Source organism: Shewanella sp. BC20, assembly GCF_003129585.1.
Lineage (GTDB): Bacteria > Pseudomonadota > Gammaproteobacteria > Enterobacterales > Shewanellaceae > Shewanella > Shewanella seohaensis.
On record NZ_NHRI01000004.1, the window covers coordinates 286,993 to 303,292 of the forward strand.

Here is a 16,300-nt window from a genome sequence, read left to right on the forward strand (position 1 = left end):
TTCAGTATGAATGCTAAGTTAACGATAAATCGTTAAGCAATTAATAGCTTGTTCAGTGTCTCGCTTGGGCGCATGGCTTTTTCAGCTTTTGCGGCGTCTAAACGATAGTAACCGCCTAAATCCACTGGTGCACCTTGCGCGTTGTTTAGCTCAGCAACAATCACTTGCTCATTGGCGCTTAAAGCGTGCGCTAATGGAATAAAGTGAGCTTGTAACTGCTCGTCTTTGGTTTGAGCGGCTAACGCTTGTGCCCAGTACATCGCCAGATAGAAATGGCTACCACGGTTATCCAACTCACCAACGCGTCTTGATGGCGACTTGTTGCTATCTAAGAACTGACCGATGGCTTGATCTAAAGTATCCGCCAATACTTGCGCCTTAGGGTTACCCACTGTTTGGCTCAAATGCTCTAAAGAAGCCGCTAAAGCTAGGAATTCGCCCAGAGAGTCCCAACGTAAGTGACCTTCTTTTTCAACCTGTTGTACGTGTTTAGGCGCACTACCGCCCGCACCCGTTTCGAACAGGCCGCCACCATTCATTAATGGCACGATAGACAGCATCTTAGCACTGGTACCCAGTTCGAGGATTGGGAACAGGTCAGTCAGGTAGTCACGCAGTACGTTACCGGTAACAGAAATAGTATCTTTACCTTCTTTAATACGTACTAATGAGAAACGAGTCGCTTCTTCTGGTGACATGATGCTGATTTCTAAACCGTCAGTATCATGCTCAGGCAGATATTGCTTCACTTTAGCGATCAGCTGTGCATCGTGGGCACGATTCGCATCTAACCAGAATACTGCTGGAGTATTGCTTAAGCGTGCACGGCGTACGGCTAATTTCACCCAGTCGCGAATTGGCGCATCTTTAACTTGGCACATTCTCCAAATATCGCCCGCTTCGACGTTGTGGCTCATTACCACTTTGCCACTGGCATCAATCACGTTAACTACGCCATCGGCTGGGATTTCGAAGGTTTTATCATGGCTACCGTATTCTTCGGCTTTTTGCGCCATCAGACCAACGTTTGGCACGCTACCCATAGTGCTTGGATCGAAGGCACCGTGTTCTTTACAGAAAGCGATAGTTTCTTGATACACACCCGCGTAGCAACGGTCTGGGATCAGCGCTTTAGTGTCGTGCAACTTGCCATCAGGGCCCCACATTTGGCCTGATGAACGAATGGCAGCTGGCATAGAAGCATCGATAATGATGTCGCTTGGTACGTGTAAGTTGGTGATGCCTTTGTCAGAATCCACCATCGCCAGCGCTGGGCGCTCAGCATAAACGGCGGCGATATCCGCTTCAATTTGTGCACGGACATCGGCGGGTAAACCAGCGATTTTGGCGTATACATCGCCAAAGCCGTTGTTCACATCAACGCCTAGCTCAGCAAATAATGACGCATGTCTATCAAACACGGGTTTGAAGAACACTTTCACTGCGTGACCAAACATAATGGGATCAGACACTTTCATCATGGTGGCTTTAAGGTGCAGTGATAACAACACGTTTTCGGCCTTGGCATTAGCGATTTCACGCTCAAAGAAGCTCACTAGGGCTTTTTTGCTCATCACTGACGCGTCGATGATCTCACCAGCTAGCAGTTTCAGGCCAGATTTCAATACCACTTCTTGACCGTCTTTTTGCGACAGAACGATGTTAACTGTGTCTGCGTTAGCCAGCGTCACTGACTGCTCGCTACCGTAGAAGTCACCTTCGCTCATGTGAGCAACATGTGATTGAGACTCTTTGGTCCACTTACCCATTGAGTGTGGGTTTTTCTTCGCGAAGTTTTTCACTGACAGCGGCGCGCGGCGATCAGAGTTACCTTCACGCAGCACTGGGTTTACCGCACTGCCTTTGATCTTGTCGTAACGGGCTTTGATAGACTTTTCTTCGTCAGTCTTTGGCTCGTCAGGATAATTTGGAATGTCGTAACCTTTCTGTTGCAGCTCTAAAATACAAGCTTTTAACTGCGGGATTGAGGCACTGATGTTTGGCAGTTTGATGATGTTAGCTTCAGGTTGGTTCGCTAATTCACCCAGCTCAGCCAAGTGATCGCCAATCTTTTGCGCGTCAGTCAGTTTTTCAGGGAAATTAGCAATCACACGGCCCGATAAAGAAATATCACGGGTTTCAACCGCAACACCCGCCGCATCGGTAAAGGTTTTGATGATAGGTAACAGAGAAAGCGTTGCTAGCGCTGGTGCTTCATCGGTTTCGGTATAAATAATTGTTGGTGAGTTATCTTTCATGTTACATCCTACATTATTGTAAAATTTAATATTTTTATAATAATTTTATATCATGACGAACAAACATTGGCACGGCGGAATTCTCTATCGAGGCAATCGTGAACGCCTCTGCTACCTCAAAACCCGCGGCAACATCCTCTTTGCGTTCGCCAACGTGGGTAAATCGACTCATTAATACCTAACAAACATTTAGGCGTAGATCACATTTTCAGGCCGACATCATAGAGCATTCGCAGTAATATTCAAATTCCACTAACGGCGAATGCCAAGTACACTGTGTACAGATTATTGATACACGTCCTCAAACTTTTAAGTTCGGTCGTCAGCTTACAGCGACTATTAGCCACAGCATGAACAAAAACAGCACGTCAGCAAGCCCACGCGCCAGCGGCAAACGCCCCGCTACAGGGCGCGCCAATCCGGTGGATAATCGCAATAGCGCCAAGAAACCGCATACCTTCGCCAAGAATGCCAAGCCAAGTTTACAGCAAGGGGCAAACGCTAAGCGAAACAATGCTGAGCGTAGCGGCGCCAAACCTCGCTCGCAGCAGCGTTCTTCGGCTGCACGCACAAAACCCCAAGGAGAGCCGATGATCGTCTTATTTAATAAGCCGTTCGATGTCCTATGCCAATTTACCGATGAGCAAGGCCGTAAAACCTTAAAAGATTACATCCCTATTCCGGGAGTGTACGCCGCAGGGCGATTGGATCGCGACAGTGAAGGCTTGTTACTCCTCACCAACGACGGCCAACTTCAGGCCAAACTGACTGAGCCAAAAAAGAAAACCTTTAAAACCTATTGGGTGCAAGTCGAGGGAGAACCTGCGGAAGCAGATTTGGCAAAACTGCGCCAAGGGGTTGAATTAAAAGATGGTATGACACTCCCAGCGAAGGTCAGCCTCATGCTGGCGCCGAATGTTTGGCCGCGTAATCCGCCGATCCGTGAGCGAAAAAACATCCCTACGACTTGGCTGGAAATTCAAATCCACGAAGGACGCAATCGCCAAGTTCGGCGGATGACGGCCCATATTGGTTTTCCGACCTTAAGACTCATTCGTTATAAAATAGGTCAATGGAGTCTAGATGATTTAGCGACAGGTGAGCATAAATGCATCCAAATGGCTTAATGATGTAACACCGCGAGAGCACTAAACAGGATATCGCAGTGCCCAACTAACAGATAAAAAGGTGATTAGCGTGGCAGAAAAACTCAGATACAAACCCAATGTGACTGTGGCCTGTATTATCCACGCTCCTACCGCAGATAAGTATCTGTTAGTGGAAGAGTGGATCGATGGCGAGCAGCGCTTTAATCAGCCCGCCGGACATTTAGAAGCGAATGAGAGTCTGATCCAAGCCTGTAAACGTGAAGTGCTCGAAGAAACCGGGCTGGATCTTGAGCCTCAAGGCTTAGTGGGGATTTATCAGTTTAGTGCCAGTGAAGCACTCGCTTTTGTGCGCTTTACCTTTTTCGTACAAGTCGATGCACTGCTCCCCCCTCAGCCACAGGATGCGGATATCGATGCCGCCCATTGGCTGAGCTTTGAGCAAATCGAAGCCAAAATGGAGCAGCTTCGTAGCCCATTGGTGCTCGATTGCCTTGGGGATTACCGCCATCAGCAGCAACAGGGGCAAACCTACTCCCTGGAGTTACTCAATAGTCAGCGTCTAACGGGATGTCAAAGATAGCCCCAAGCGACAAGGCGTGATAGAATACGCCCCCGCGTAAATTCGCGATTCAACACGGCATTTAAGCGCTGTTTTAGCAAACACTCGCTCGATGAATCGCCCGCTTGTCTGCCATCAAACACAGTCTAAGCGAATACGCAGATTTTAACGTGAGAGTGGCCCACCAAAGTGAGTCATTCTCGCGGCTAACCGATACATATACTCAATGGTTTTTAGGATCTATGACATCAATCGAACCCACTCATACAGGAAAAAAAGTCATTGTCGGCATGTCCGGCGGTGTTGATTCATCTGTTTCAGCCTATTTGCTTATGCAGCAAGGCTATCAGGTTGAAGGCCTTTTCATGAAGAACTGGGAAGAAGATGACAACGACGAGTATTGCGCGGCCGCCGAAGATTTAAAAGATGCTCAAGCCGTTTGCGACAAACTTGGGATCAAACTGCATACGGTCAACTTTGCCGCCGAATATTGGGACAATGTGTTCGAGTACTTCCTCGCCGAATACAAGGCGGGTCGTACCCCTAACCCCGATATCATGTGCAACAAAGAAATCAAGTTTAAAGCCTTTTTAGACTTTGCCGACGATATCCTCGATGCTGACTACATCGCCATGGGCCATTATGTGCGCCGCCGCGATAATGCCGATGGCACCACGCAAATGCTGCGCGGAGTAGATAACAACAAGGATCAGAGCTACTTCCTGTATACCTTAAGCCATGAACAAGTGGCGCGTAGCCTGTTCCCCGTTGGTGAACTCGAAAAGCACGAAGTGCGTGAAATCGCTAAAAAAATGGGCTTAATTACCCATGATAAGAAAGACAGCACCGGCATTTGCTTTATCGGTGAACGTAAATTCACTGAGTTCTTAGGTAATTACTTACCGGCGCAACCTGGCAATATCGAAACCGCCGAAGGCGAAGTGATTGGTAAGCACCAAGGCTTGATGTACCACACCTTAGGCCAACGTAAGGGTCTGGGTATTGGCGGCATGAAAAACAGCAATGACGATCCTTGGTACGTGGTGGATAAAGATTTAAAACGTAATGTGTTAGTGGTTGGCCAAGGTGGGCATCACCCGCGTTTGATGTCCAACGGCATGTTCGTCAATCAATTGCATTGGGTCGACCGCAAAGGCCCCGCCGAAGGCAGCCAGATTGTGGTGAAAACCCGTTACCGCCAGCAGGATATCCCCTGCACCCTCACCTATCTTGATGACAATACCCTCAAGGTGGTGTTTGACGAGCCTGTTGCCGCCGTGACGCCTGGCCAATCAGCGGTATTCTACGATGGCGAAGTGTGCCTAGGTGGCGGGATTATCGATCAACTGATCCGAGGATAAGCCGTGAACGAGCAGCTCCATAATCGCACCATGGCCTTTGCAGGAATACTGCAGGCCATTGCGCAAGTTCAGCATTTAGCCCGTCATGGTGAGAGTGACACTGATGAGCTGGCGGCCAGTTTACACACCATTTTAGTGACCGACCCAGAAAGCGTCGCCGATGTTTATCAAGACAAGGCCGCGCTGCACAAAGGTTATAAGCTGGTGTTAAACCAACTGGGCGACAGCAGTCAAAAAGATGTGGAAATCACTCGCTATTTGGTCGGCATTTTGGCGCTTGAACGTAAATTAACCCGTTCGAATAGCGGGTTAGCTATGCTTGCCGAGCGCATCAATCAAGTGAATCGCCAGCTACATCATTTTGCGATCACCGACGAGCAAGTCATTGCCAATCTGGCCAGTATTTATAGCGACATTATCAGTAATCTTGGACCTAAGATTCAGATCTCTGGCAATCCGCTGTGCCTGCAACGTCCGATAGTACAACACAAAATTCGCGCCCTGCTGCTCGCAGCCATGCGCAGCGCCGTGTTATGGCGACAACTGGGCGGTAAACGTCGACACTTAGTCTTCGCCCGTAAAGCCATCATAGACACAGCCAAGAAAAGTCTTACCCTATAATAAAATAAGTTTTCATCAAGGAGCTTCACATGGATCTTTCCGCACTAACTGCTATCTCTCCGGTAGACGGCCGTTACGGTAGTAAAACAGCGTCATTGCGAGGGATTTTCAGCGAGTTCGGTCTTACTAAGTACCGTGTTCAAGTTGAAATCAACTGGTTAAAATTACTCGCCGATTGCCCAGAAATCACCGAAGTGCCGCCACTGAGCGAGTCTGCTATCGCGGTGTTAGATGCAATTAAAGACAATTTCAGCGAGCAAGATGCGCTACGCGTGAAAGCCATTGAAAGCACCACCAACCACGACGTAAAAGCGGTTGAATACTTCATCAAAGAAAAAATTGCAGACAACGCTGAACTCGCCGCTGTGGGTGAATTTGTTCACTTCGCCTGTACCTCAGAAGACATCAACAACCTAAGCCACGGCTTAATGTTGACCGAAGCCCGTGAGCAAGTGGTTCTGCCATACTGCAATGAACTGCTCAGCGCCATCAAAAAACTGGCCGTTGAATACCGCTCAGTGCCATTGATGTCACGCACCCACGGTCAACCCGCTTCGCCTTCGACTTTAGGTAAAGAAATGGCCAACGTTGCCGTGCGTTTAGAGCGTCAAATCAAGCAGATCGCAGCAGTTGAAGTCATGGGCAAAATTAACGGCGCCGTGGGTAACTACAACGCCCACTTATCTGCTTACCCAGAAGTGAACTGGCATGCACTGTCGGAACGTTTTGTCACCAGCTTAGGCCTGCACTGGAACGCTTACACCACGCAAATCGAGCCACACGATTACATCGCCGAACTGTTTGATGCTATCGCGCGTTTCAACACTATCCTGATTGACTTCGACCGTGACGTTTGGGGTTACATTGCCCTTGGTCACTTCAAGCAACGTACCGTTGCGGGTGAAATTGGTTCATCAACCATGCCACACAAAGTCAACCCAATCGACTTTGAAAACTCTGAAGGTAACCTTGGTATTGCTAACGCACTGATGCAACATTTAGCGTCTAAGCTGCCAGTATCAAGATGGCAACGTGACCTGACCGACTCAACCGTACTGCGTAACTTAGGCGTGGGTATTGCCCACTCGCTGATCGCCTACCAAGCCACCTTAAAAGGCATTAGCAAGTTACAAGTGAACGAAGAGCATTTACGTGCCGAACTCGACCAAAACTGGGAAGTCCTAGCCGAGCCAGTACAAACCGTTATGCGTCGCTATGGTATTGAAAAGCCATACGAGAAGTTAAAAGAACTGACTCGTGGCAAACGTATCGATGCCCAGCAATTAGCAGTATTCATCGACGGTTTAGCCCTGCCTGAAGACGTTAAAGCAGAGCTGAAGAAGATGACGCCAGCCAACTACATTGGCCGTGCTGAAGCCTTCGTCGACGAGCTTAACTAGTATTTTTAGCTCAGCGGAGTTTGCTAAGTCGCAATAGCAAACATGCGCGAGCTGATATTGTTTATCAGCCATAAATAAGGATTAAGGCGGTTACATTCGATGTAGTCGCCTTTTTTGACACTATGTATACACTCAATCTCGATATCGCCCAGTTCCTCAAGGAACACTGGCAACAAAAACCTGTAGTCATCAAGGGTGCCTTCCCTAACTTTGAAGATCCGATCAGCGCCGATGAGCTTGCAGGCCTTGCCTGTGAAGAAGAAATCACCTCGCGCATTGTGGTCACTCAAAAAGACAACTGGGAAGTGATCCAAGGCCCGTTCGAGGATTACGACAATTACGGTGAAACCCACTGGCAATTACTGGTGCAAGCCGTAAACCATTGGTATCCGGACTCTCAGCCATTAGTGGAAGCGTTTCGTTTTCTGCCCGACTGGCGATTCGATGATTTGATGGTGTCATTCGCAACGCCAAGTGGCGGTGTCGGTCCACACGTAGATAACTACGATGTGTTTATCATCCAAGGTGAAGGCGAACGTCGTTGGACTGTGGGTGCTAATACGCCGCAGCAACGCCGTGGCGGTAACCCGAACTCGCCACTGGTGGAAGACTTCGAGCCCATCATCGACGTGGTATTAGAGAAAGGCGACGTGCTATATATTCCGCCTGGCTACCCACACTGCGGTGAAACCTTAACCTTAGCCTTAAGCTATTCAATTGGTTACCGCGCGCCGAGCCAACAAGAACTCGCCAGTGAAGTTGCCGATTACCTGCTCGACAATAACCTAGGTCAGCAGCGTTTTACCTCTGCAACTGAGCCTGCGAATCCTGGCGTGATCAGTCAAGATCATCAACTCGGGATCATGTCGCTGTTAAGCCAGCTCGCCCAAGATCCAACAAGCTACCAAGTGGTACTGGGTAAATTGTTGAGCCAAAACCGTTTTGAACTGGATATTTGTGAGGGTGAAGAAGCCTATAACGCCGACGATCTGCAGGATGCCTTCGAGCAAGGCGCTGGCGTTAATCGCATCGGCGGCTTAAAAGTGCTGCGTTTAGAGAACGACACTCAATCTCGCTTATTCATCAATGGCGAAATTTATGAGCTGCCCAATACGCCAGAAGCCGTGTTAACTCAGTTAAGCGACCATGTTAGCTTTGATAGCGGCAGCGCCATGGCACTGTGTGAATATGCCGAAGTGCAAGCGCTACTGCTCAAGCTAATCAATCAAGGCTTATATTATTTAAGTGACGATGAAGCCTAACCCTTAGCGCACTGCTGCGTTAAGTCGACAGATAAGCGTCTCCCAAAACAATAAAGGCACTCAGTAGAGTGCCTTTAATTTTTACGCTAACACAAGATTAAGCATTGGTATTCCAAAGCTTTTCGTCATTGTAAATGCGATATAAACTCTCAGCACGTGATACTAATAATTGCGCAAATTTTGCCTGCGTCGCATCGCGTTGAACCGCACCCGAGCGGATCAAATTTTCGGCCTGCATCTGCCACATCATAGAGAAGTGACGAACTGCATCTCTAGCAGTTTTAGCTACATGTATATCAACAAAATCCGACGGTAAATCGCCAGACATCACCCAATAGGTTTTGGCCGAAGGACGCTTAGATTCCATTTTCCAAATCGCTAAATAAGGCGCCAGATAACGGCTTTCGTCGGCCAACACTTTACTTGGGATCACCCCTTTTTCCGCTAAAAAACGGTTCGCTTTTTGAAATTGAGTTCTGACCCACTCTTGGCGCAGTTTCTCCATTTCTTCTGGAGAGATTGTTGGTTGAGTCTGGTCGACAGCTTGTTCAGTCATACTTCCGTCCTATCTTATTGTTATTACGCGGCTCTCATTCTTGGGACAGCACGCGAATCATTCTAATGTCTGAGATTATCCCAGTAAAAACTGGTTTCACACTAAAAACCTTACGTTTACGTAAAGTGGAAAGCTAGATTGCCACAAATAATCTATTTATTCGGTCATTATGCATGGTTGAGAGTATCGCTAAATGCTATGGTTCTGCAATAAATATAACGAGCTGTCGATGGGAAGTGATTCCATCGACGTTTTATTGTGTATAGCGGAGAACTTCACGTGGCTGTATTTAATCATGTATCCTTTGATGAACATGAACAGGTCGTATTCTGTCATGATAAAGAGAGTGGCTTAAAAGCCATCGTTGCCATCCATAACACCAATTTAGGTCCTGCTGTGGGTGGTTGCCGGATGTGGAACTATCAATCCGACGATGAAGCCCTGACAGACGTATTACGCCTCTCCCGCGGTATGACTTACAAAAACGCCCTCGCAGGTTTAACCATGGGTGGTGGTAAGTCAGTGATTATTGCCGATCCTAAGCGCCCTGATCGCGAAGCCCTCTTCCGTGCGTTTGGCCGTTTTATCAATAGCCTGGGTGGACGTTACTATTCAGCCGAAGACGTAGGTACCACAACAGCAGATATCATGATCGCTCATCAAGAAACCCCATACATGGCGGGTCTTGAAGGCAAGAGCGGCGACCCATCCCCCTTTACGGCATTAGGCACCTATTTAGGCATCAAAGCTGCCGTTAAACACAAACTCGGTTTAGACACCTTAAAAGGCCTTAAGATTGCCGTTCAAGGCGTGGGCCATGTCGGTTACTACCTATGTAAACACCTGCATGAAGAAGGTGCTGAGCTTATCGTCACCGATATTCACCAAGCTTCACTCGATAAAGTGGCTACCGACTTTGGTGCCATCGTCGTTGCCCCACAGGATATCTATGCCCAAGACGTTGATGTCTATGCGCCATGTGCATTAGGTGCCACCCTAAACGATGTCACCCTGCCACAGCTTAAAGCTAAGATTGTTGCCGGTTGTGCCAACAACCAGTTAGCCGAAGTCCGCCATGGCGAGCAATTAAAAGAAATGGGCATTCTGTATGCACCAGACTACGTGATTAATGCTGGCGGTATCATCAACGTCTCATTTGAAAAAGACTATGACGCGGCGAAATCAGAAGCTAAGGTCAGAGAAATCTATAACACTCTGCTGAAGATTTTCACTAAAGCCGATGCTGAAAACCGAACTACTGCTGCGGTTGCAGACGAAATGGCCCGTGCCATTTATCAAGCGGCAAAAGCCTAATCATGCTATAGGCGGACAACAGCGCGTTGTCCGCCTCTATCACTTCCCTCGCTTCGCTTATCCAGCTAAAAAATAAATTCCTCTCAATACCAATCAGATACCAAAACGCCACGTAAAATTCACTTTTCTGTAGTGGAAAAGCCTATGTGCCTCTGCTTGAATTAATCACTCGTCTGTCAGTGAAGGGATTGCATATGGTCAGTTTTAAGTACGAGTTAAATCAGGACTCGGTTGAGCTACAGGCCAGTGATTGGTTTGGAATTGAACGGGTGTTCGTGAATGGGCAGATGGTGTCGCGCAAGTTTAACTTTGGCCCTAACAGCATACATAAAGTGCAGCTCAATGATGGCCATCAATGCAGTTTCAAGTTGTTTATCGACCCTCAAACCGATGAGTTGACTTGCCGAATTTATAAACACAATCAACTTATTACCAGTTTAAAACAAGGCAAAAATAATTTGCTGCAATGCCAGCGACTGTTGCAACAGGGATTATTGCTCGGATCAAGCCTAGTATTACTCATGCTCCTCCTGCCATTGTAATCGCCAAATAAAAACCGCCACTAGCGTGGCTAGTCGCGGTTTTATTGGCTCACAAAAGCGTGTTACTTCAACATATACACCCGCATCATGGTTTGTTTCGCTTCGCTACTGCCATCACTCATCTGCACACGTAAGTGAACAAAATTACCGGCATTGGAATCGTTCGGGATTGTGGCAACCCACTCACCGTTAACCCATTTCACTTCTGCGGTTTTCCAAGCGCTTTCGGCAAACTTTGCAGGCACTGGGCAATAAATCGAGACAGAAATCGCCGCAAGCGAGCATTCCTGACCATAACCGTATTGCAGCGTGACATCGGATAAATCCACCTGCGCCGCACCATCCATCACAGCTGAGAGTTTCACTTCGACAGGTACACCTGCTGCCAAGGTATTATCGATCGCCACTGGAATGTCGAGCTTAGGAGTGAGCACCGCTTGACGGCCCTGTTTACTCGAGTCTGTGCTGAATTGATAAATCCCTTGATAGAAGGAGCCGAGATTGTCCTTCACCGGTGAGCTATTGCCCACACCACGGGCGTAGGAGCGTACTTCTAACTCCACTTGCGCATTGGTATCGGGGAGCGTAAACAGTCCACTGTCTAAGTAAGTGCTCTGGCCATTCACTTTGAGTCCGTAGAGCGACTGTGAATTATACCCGCCCGTGCCATCATGCCCTGCCGCATCGCCAAACCGCACTATGCTTAAGTCGATGGTGTTAGTATCACGATTGGCAATGGCGCCACCATTGGTAAGCAAACTCCCCGCCTTGGGGCCTTTTAGCCAAGAAGTGGTCTCAACCGTGCCTTCGGTCATCATTCTTGGACCATCAAAATAGCCGCCGTCCGTCGATAACTGAATACCGGGCATCACAATGTTAGTCCACATGTTTTTGCTGGTTGCCGTGTAGTACTCGTCGCGCACCACAGGCGTCATAACCATTTGTGAGCTACCGGTTGAGTAAAACTCTCCGGTGCTGTTGGTCATCGCCATCATATCGGTCCAAATGGGGCGCTGATCATTTTGCGAATGATAGCTGGCACGAATGCGCTGCATTTTTTGCTCTTGCAACACCACTTGCCCACCATTGATGCGCCCGTCGGTGATATGGTTAATAGAGTAGGCATAAGGCGTTCGCTCCGCAGCAGTACCTGACCAACTGACGATATTGTTACCCGCTTCAATCTGAGCTAACAGGGCTTCACCCTGCTCCGAACTGATCCCAACGGCGGGGATACGTGGCGTGCCAGAAATCGTCCCCTTATAACGACCATGTTGACCCGGACGATAGAAGATAACCCCAATCGCCCCGTTTTTAAGGGCATTCGCCACCATGTAAGATGTCAGATAATTAGGGTTGCCAATCAACGCAATACGGCCAGTTAAGTCAAACTGAGTCCAGTCGGTGCTGTAACCCGCGTCGCCAACGGGCACGACTTCTGCACTGCCTTTACCATCAAAGGATAAGGCTAAGCCCTGCTTGTTATAATCCAGCACTTCGCCATTTTGCATGGTGAGCACGGTTTCGGGAGCAAAGGCGCGGGTGGTGACAAACGAGCGGAACCTATCATCATGTCCCTGCGACCAAGTGTAGATGTCTTTCACATAATCAGGCGCTAACTCCATCGCGGCTAATTTCGCCACTTTGTTATCATCCAGCGCATAGGTAAAGCCAAACGCATAGCCTTGGGGTGCCAAAGGTTTGCTCGCCTTGAACTCGAGTTTTTCGGCATTGCGGGCGTCGAACTCAATCAGGGTATCTTGGCTCACTTTACGATCCAGCACCGCCATTTGGGTGGCCGACTCCACTAACCCAGAGGTTGTTGAGTCATTATCGTAGGTCATGATGTTAGCAACGATAGTGTAATTGCCCTCAGGAACAGAGAGGCTTGCCTGACCATTTCTGAGCGTAACGGCTTGTCCCCAATCATCTTCTTCGTTCATCAAGTAGACTTTCGAGGGAGAAGAAGCGGCTTTGCCACGCATATCGGTGACACTGAAGCTCAAATTGACTTGCGGCGGTTGGATCCAGAATGAAATCGGCACTGTGACGCGCTCATTCGATTTACCCGTGGTGGTGCCTTCAATACGCCCGGTGATAGTGCCATAGGCGCCACTGCGCAGTGCCACACTCGAGTCAATCCACACAGGGATTTCAGCACTTCCATTGGCTGGCACGTTAATGCTGTTGACGCTAAGCCCCGCGAGGGTTGCCGGCATGCGCGTCTTACCGTCCTCACCTATCAAGCTCATTTTCAGCTTAAGGCTGATATCCTTGTCGGATAAATTGCGTAGACTAATGGTTTTTTCTGTCACGCCAATATCCTGATCATAGGCAAAGGAGCCGAGCTCCATATTCGGCGGCGCGATAATGCTTTGTCCTACAGCGCGATTAACATCCATAGGACCTGCGCCTTGTTCTAGCACATGGGCATCGGTCGGAACCACAGAGGAAGTCAGCACTTCTTTCACTTGGCGGGGGGTCAGTTCGGGTCTAGCTTGCATCACAATGGCCGCGCCGCCTGACACATGGGGCGCCGACATGGATGTTCCCGACAGAGCGCGATAGGCCGTTGCCCCGAATCCTCCCGAGGCCGCAGAGACAACATCCACACCTTGGGATGCGATATCGGGTTTTGCGGAATGGCCATCAGGTGAAGGGCCACGGGATGAGAAAGATGCGGTGTGATTATCGCGGTCAACGGCACCCACGGTTAACGCACTCGGGGCACATCCTGGGATCCCCACGGTCTCGCGGGTAAAACTATTGCCCGCAGAAACTACGAACAACGCCTTATCACTCAAAGCTTCAACCATGTCGACAAGTGGTCCTGTACAACTGGTGCCACTGCCGCCTAATGACATACTAACCACATCGGCGCCTTGAGCCACGGCCCATTGCATGCCACTCAAGATCCCACTCGTCGACCCTGAACCTGAATTTGAGAGTACCTTACCCACCAGTAATTTGGCACCAGGCGCCATGCCCGCCCAGCGACCATTAGATTCCGCCCCCGTCCCCACGATAGTGGCTGCAGTGTGTGTACCATGACCGTTAAGATCATCGACGCCATTGCTGGAATAGGTAAAGTCTTTGCTCTGCACAACTTGGCCCGCCAAGTCGCCATGCTGCACATCGTAGCCAGTATCAAGCACGGCTACGGTGACACCTTGACCATTAAATGCCTTGGCTAAATTGCCATACGCACAGGTTAACGGCACGGTTGGGGTTAGGTTTGCCAGCGCATTTATCCCGTTAGTCGTATCCTTATTGGCATGCACAACCGCATCTAACCATACCGACTTCACCGCATCATCAGTACTTAAGGTTTCCCATACTTTGGCGGCCTGTTGTTTGCTGATCCCAAAAGCAGCGCTGTCGATAAGTTCAATCTCATCGGTTAAGGTAGCCCCTTCAATGGGATTAGGCACAGCAGAACCCGCTAGGGTGCCATCACGGTATTCGATAATAACCGGCAATTTATCGGTGGAGGCATCATCATAACCCGCCGCATGGAGCTTAGAGATGTTAAACAGCTCGATGTCGACAGTATGGGACTCGACCCATTTTTGCGCCTTTGGAGTGATAAGATATTGACCATTCTGATTTTGGAAGAGGCTAGTGATCACCTCTGCACCGTTTTCGCCGAGCAGGCGGATACCACCGAGTGAGCCATCGGCCCGCGCAACGGCCGTGACCACCTCGCCGGTGATCAAGGTAAATTGTACGGCGCCAGATTGCGCTTCCATCAGCGCAACATTATCTTCAGCCAAGGTTGAATAACTGATGGTAAAACCCATTGCCATCAGGCAAGTCGCTGCAATACGACTGCGCTTAAAAAGTTGTTTCATTTCATATTCCCTGAAAAATCACCTTATGATTGCTCAAATAAATTTAAGCAACGTTTGTTATCTTGGAATGCTTGCTTCCAAAGCAGCAAGATGGCGTTTCATGAAACATTTTTGCAACAATCATTAGGTAGCAATTTGTACAGCCAAGGTAAAATAGCAATGCCCAGAGTATGGCTTGAGGCCATTACGCTGGGGAAAGACAGGAGTTTAAAAATTGAAGGAAAGACGAAATGCAGCTTAAACGCAATGCCGAATGCTTGAAGCTTGAAATCACAAGGCTGTGATTGAAGGTAAACGATTTATCTTATTGAGTAAGCGCATAAACTGCTGGCGCTCCTCTTCAGTGAGATTGGACAGGTATTTTTCATTGACGCGCTCGGCCTCACGGATCAAATCCTGCTCCAGCGCCTTAGCCTCATCGGTGAGGAAAATCTGGAATGCACGGCGGTTATCGAGCTCTTGGTGACGGGTGATCAATCCCTGAACCTGCAACTGATCGAGCAAACGGGTCATGGTATAGTTGGCCACATCGCAACGCTTAGACAGCTCGGTCTGAGAGATCCCCTCCTCCTGCCAAAGCGCGAACAACACTGGCCACAACTTAATGTCGAGCTGATAGCGTTTCAGCTGTATATCGAGCTCATTTTGCAGCTCAATATTCAAGTGGGAAACAAGATAGCCTAAGCTTTCATAGCGGTTCAAACAGCACCTCCGAAAACACCATTTAGCCCCAACAACACTGACCCAAACCCGAGAAGGATTGGCCGAGGTCAGTTTTAATACTATCACTTAACCTGTAATAAACTAGTCAGCTTGCCCAAGTAATTGCAATCAAAATCTTTACGCATCTGCCTCTTCGTCGTCGGGTAAATTGAATTCATTCACAAAATTATAGTAACAAGCACGGCTCAATTTTCCCCATAGGCCGCGCTCTAGCGGCAGATAAATCCCAAAGTCGGTGAGCTGTAAATGATTAAGTGTCGCCAGAGAATGCTCGGTACCAATACTGCTGCGCAGCGTTAAACCCGATGCGATCTCATCCTTCACATAATCGACAATCAACAGTGGCGCATCATCCACCTCGACTCGCACCTTCTCAACTGGCGTGATCAGAAAATGTTCGCCATCGATGCCATGTAAAATACTGGCAAATAACTTAGCAAACTTAGTCGGTAATGGGCTGGCCTGATATATCCAGTCACCGGAGAGTAGGATACGAAATAACGCGACTTCACTACACAGCGCCGTTGGCGGTGTGACAACATCCGGCGCTGGCTTGCTGGTGAATTCCTGTAGCGTGTCGATAACATTGTCCGTGTGCTTTTCCATAGCGTCCCCTCAGTAAAGAATCCGCCTTCTTAGAAGGCGGCTTTGATTTGCCCCTGGAAGGGGCTATTTCCTTACACCTACTTCATCTGTAGCGACAATTGAGCATCATGCTCTAGATCTTGCTTATCTTGATGGCGA

The 16,300-nt window shown here is 48.7% G+C and carries 13 protein-coding genes; 8 read left to right on the top strand and 5 right to left on the bottom strand.

Annotation, left to right across the window (positions count from 1 at the left end):
• Positions 1-32 precede the first annotated feature (32 nt).
• Positions 33-2,258 (bottom strand): NADP-dependent isocitrate dehydrogenase, encoded by a 2,226-nt coding sequence (locus CBX96_RS07000; RefSeq protein WP_109286179.1) that lies wholly within the window; start codon positions 2,256-2,258, stop codon positions 33-35.
• Between the two features lie 350 nt (positions 2,259-2,608).
• Here CBX96_RS07000 and CBX96_RS07005 point away from each other — a divergent pair, with 350 nt between their 5' ends.
• The 6 genes from CBX96_RS07005 to CBX96_RS07030 all read left to right on the top strand — a co-directional run bounded on the left by CBX96_RS07005 (position 2,609) and on the right by CBX96_RS07030 (position 8,570).
• Positions 2,609-3,385: an rRNA large subunit pseudouridine synthase E gene (locus CBX96_RS07005; RefSeq protein WP_181382153.1), complete on the top strand. Its 777-nt coding sequence runs from the start codon at positions 2,609-2,611 to the stop codon at positions 3,383-3,385.
• Between the two features lie 70 nt (positions 3,386-3,455).
• Positions 3,456-3,947 (top strand): NUDIX hydrolase, encoded by a 492-nt coding sequence (locus CBX96_RS07010; RefSeq protein ID WP_109286180.1) that lies wholly within the window; start codon positions 3,456-3,458, stop codon positions 3,945-3,947.
• Between the two features lie 221 nt (positions 3,948-4,168).
• Positions 4,169-5,287, top strand: a complete 1,119-nt coding sequence (gene mnmA, locus CBX96_RS07015; RefSeq protein ID WP_055648406.1) for a tRNA 2-thiouridine(34) synthase MnmA — start codon at positions 4,169-4,171, stop codon at positions 5,285-5,287.
• Between the two features lie 3 nt (positions 5,288-5,290).
• Positions 5,291-5,908 carry a high frequency lysogenization protein HflD gene (gene hflD, locus CBX96_RS07020; protein WP_109286181.1) on the top strand — a complete coding sequence of 206 codons (618 nt, stop codon included), beginning with the start codon at positions 5,291-5,293 and terminating at the stop codon, positions 5,906-5,908.
• Between the two features lie 29 nt (positions 5,909-5,937).
• On the top strand, positions 5,938-7,308 hold the full coding sequence (gene purB / locus CBX96_RS07025) for an adenylosuccinate lyase (RefSeq protein WP_109286182.1): 1,371 nt from the start codon (positions 5,938-5,940) through the stop codon (positions 7,306-7,308).
• 122 nt (positions 7,309-7,430) lie between these two features.
• On the top strand, positions 7,431-8,570 hold the full coding sequence (locus CBX96_RS07030; RefSeq protein WP_109286183.1) for a cupin domain-containing protein: 1,140 nt from the start codon (positions 7,431-7,433) through the stop codon (positions 8,568-8,570).
• Positions 8,571-8,667: 97 nt separating this feature from the next.
• Here the strand turns inward: CBX96_RS07030 and CBX96_RS07035 are convergent, their stop codons facing one another.
• On the bottom strand, positions 8,668-9,126 hold the full coding sequence (locus CBX96_RS07035; RefSeq protein ID WP_109286184.1) for a DUF4826 family protein: 459 nt from the start codon (positions 9,124-9,126) through the stop codon (positions 8,668-8,670).
• A gap of 279 nt (positions 9,127-9,405) precedes the next feature.
• Here CBX96_RS07035 and CBX96_RS07040 point away from each other — a divergent pair, with 279 nt between their 5' ends.
• Both CBX96_RS07040 and CBX96_RS07045 read left to right on the top strand, forming a co-directional pair.
• Entirely contained in the window at positions 9,406-10,440 is a 1,035-nt protein-coding gene (locus tag CBX96_RS07040) for a Glu/Leu/Phe/Val dehydrogenase dimerization domain-containing protein (RefSeq protein ID WP_109286185.1), read from the top strand.
• Between the two features lie 194 nt (positions 10,441-10,634).
• Positions 10,635-10,982, top strand: coding sequence for a hypothetical protein (locus tag CBX96_RS07045; RefSeq protein WP_011622377.1), 348 nt, complete (start codon positions 10,635-10,637; stop codon positions 10,980-10,982).
• Positions 10,983-11,044: 62 nt separating this feature from the next.
• On the opposite strand, the gene CBX96_RS07050 is transcribed toward CBX96_RS07045, so the two are convergent.
• The 3 genes from CBX96_RS07050 to CBX96_RS07060 form a co-directional block, all read right to left on the bottom strand.
• Positions 11,045-14,833 carry a S8 family serine peptidase gene (locus CBX96_RS07050; RefSeq protein ID WP_109286186.1) on the bottom strand — a complete coding sequence of 1,263 codons (3,789 nt, stop codon included), beginning with the start codon at positions 14,831-14,833 and terminating at the stop codon, positions 11,045-11,047.
• 270 nt (positions 14,834-15,103) lie between these two features.
• Positions 15,104-15,535 (bottom strand): MarR family winged helix-turn-helix transcriptional regulator, encoded by a 432-nt coding sequence (locus tag CBX96_RS07055; RefSeq protein ID WP_086903580.1) that lies wholly within the window; start codon positions 15,533-15,535, stop codon positions 15,104-15,106.
• Between the two features lie 138 nt (positions 15,536-15,673).
• Positions 15,674-16,162, bottom strand: coding sequence for a DUF1285 domain-containing protein (locus CBX96_RS07060; protein ID WP_109286187.1), 489 nt, complete (start codon positions 16,160-16,162; stop codon positions 15,674-15,676).
• Positions 16,163-16,300 lie beyond the last annotated feature (138 nt).

Coding starts and splice junctions, on each gene's coding strand:
- CBX96_RS07000 (WP_109286179.1), bottom strand. CDS start 2,258: ATGAAAGATAACTCACCAACAATTATTTATACCGAAACCGATGAAGCA.
- CBX96_RS07005 (WP_181382153.1), top strand. CDS start 2,609: ATGAACAAAAACAGCACGTCAGCAAGCCCACGCGCCAGCGGCAAACGC.
- mnmA (WP_055648406.1), top strand. CDS start 4,169: ATGACATCAATCGAACCCACTCATACAGGAAAAAAAGTCATTGTCGGC.
- purB (WP_109286182.1), top strand. CDS start 5,938: ATGGATCTTTCCGCACTAACTGCTATCTCTCCGGTAGACGGCCGTTAC.
- CBX96_RS07030 (WP_109286183.1), top strand. CDS start 7,431: ATGTATACACTCAATCTCGATATCGCCCAGTTCCTCAAGGAACACTGG.
- CBX96_RS07035 (WP_109286184.1), bottom strand. CDS start 9,126: ATGACTGAACAAGCTGTCGACCAGACTCAACCAACAATCTCTCCAGAA.
- CBX96_RS07045 (WP_011622377.1), top strand. CDS start 10,635: ATGGTCAGTTTTAAGTACGAGTTAAATCAGGACTCGGTTGAGCTACAG.
- CBX96_RS07050 (WP_109286186.1), bottom strand. CDS start 14,833: ATGAAACAACTTTTTAAGCGCAGTCGTATTGCAGCGACTTGCCTGATG.
- CBX96_RS07060 (WP_109286187.1), bottom strand. CDS start 16,162: ATGGAAAAGCACACGGACAATGTTATCGACACGCTACAGGAATTCACC.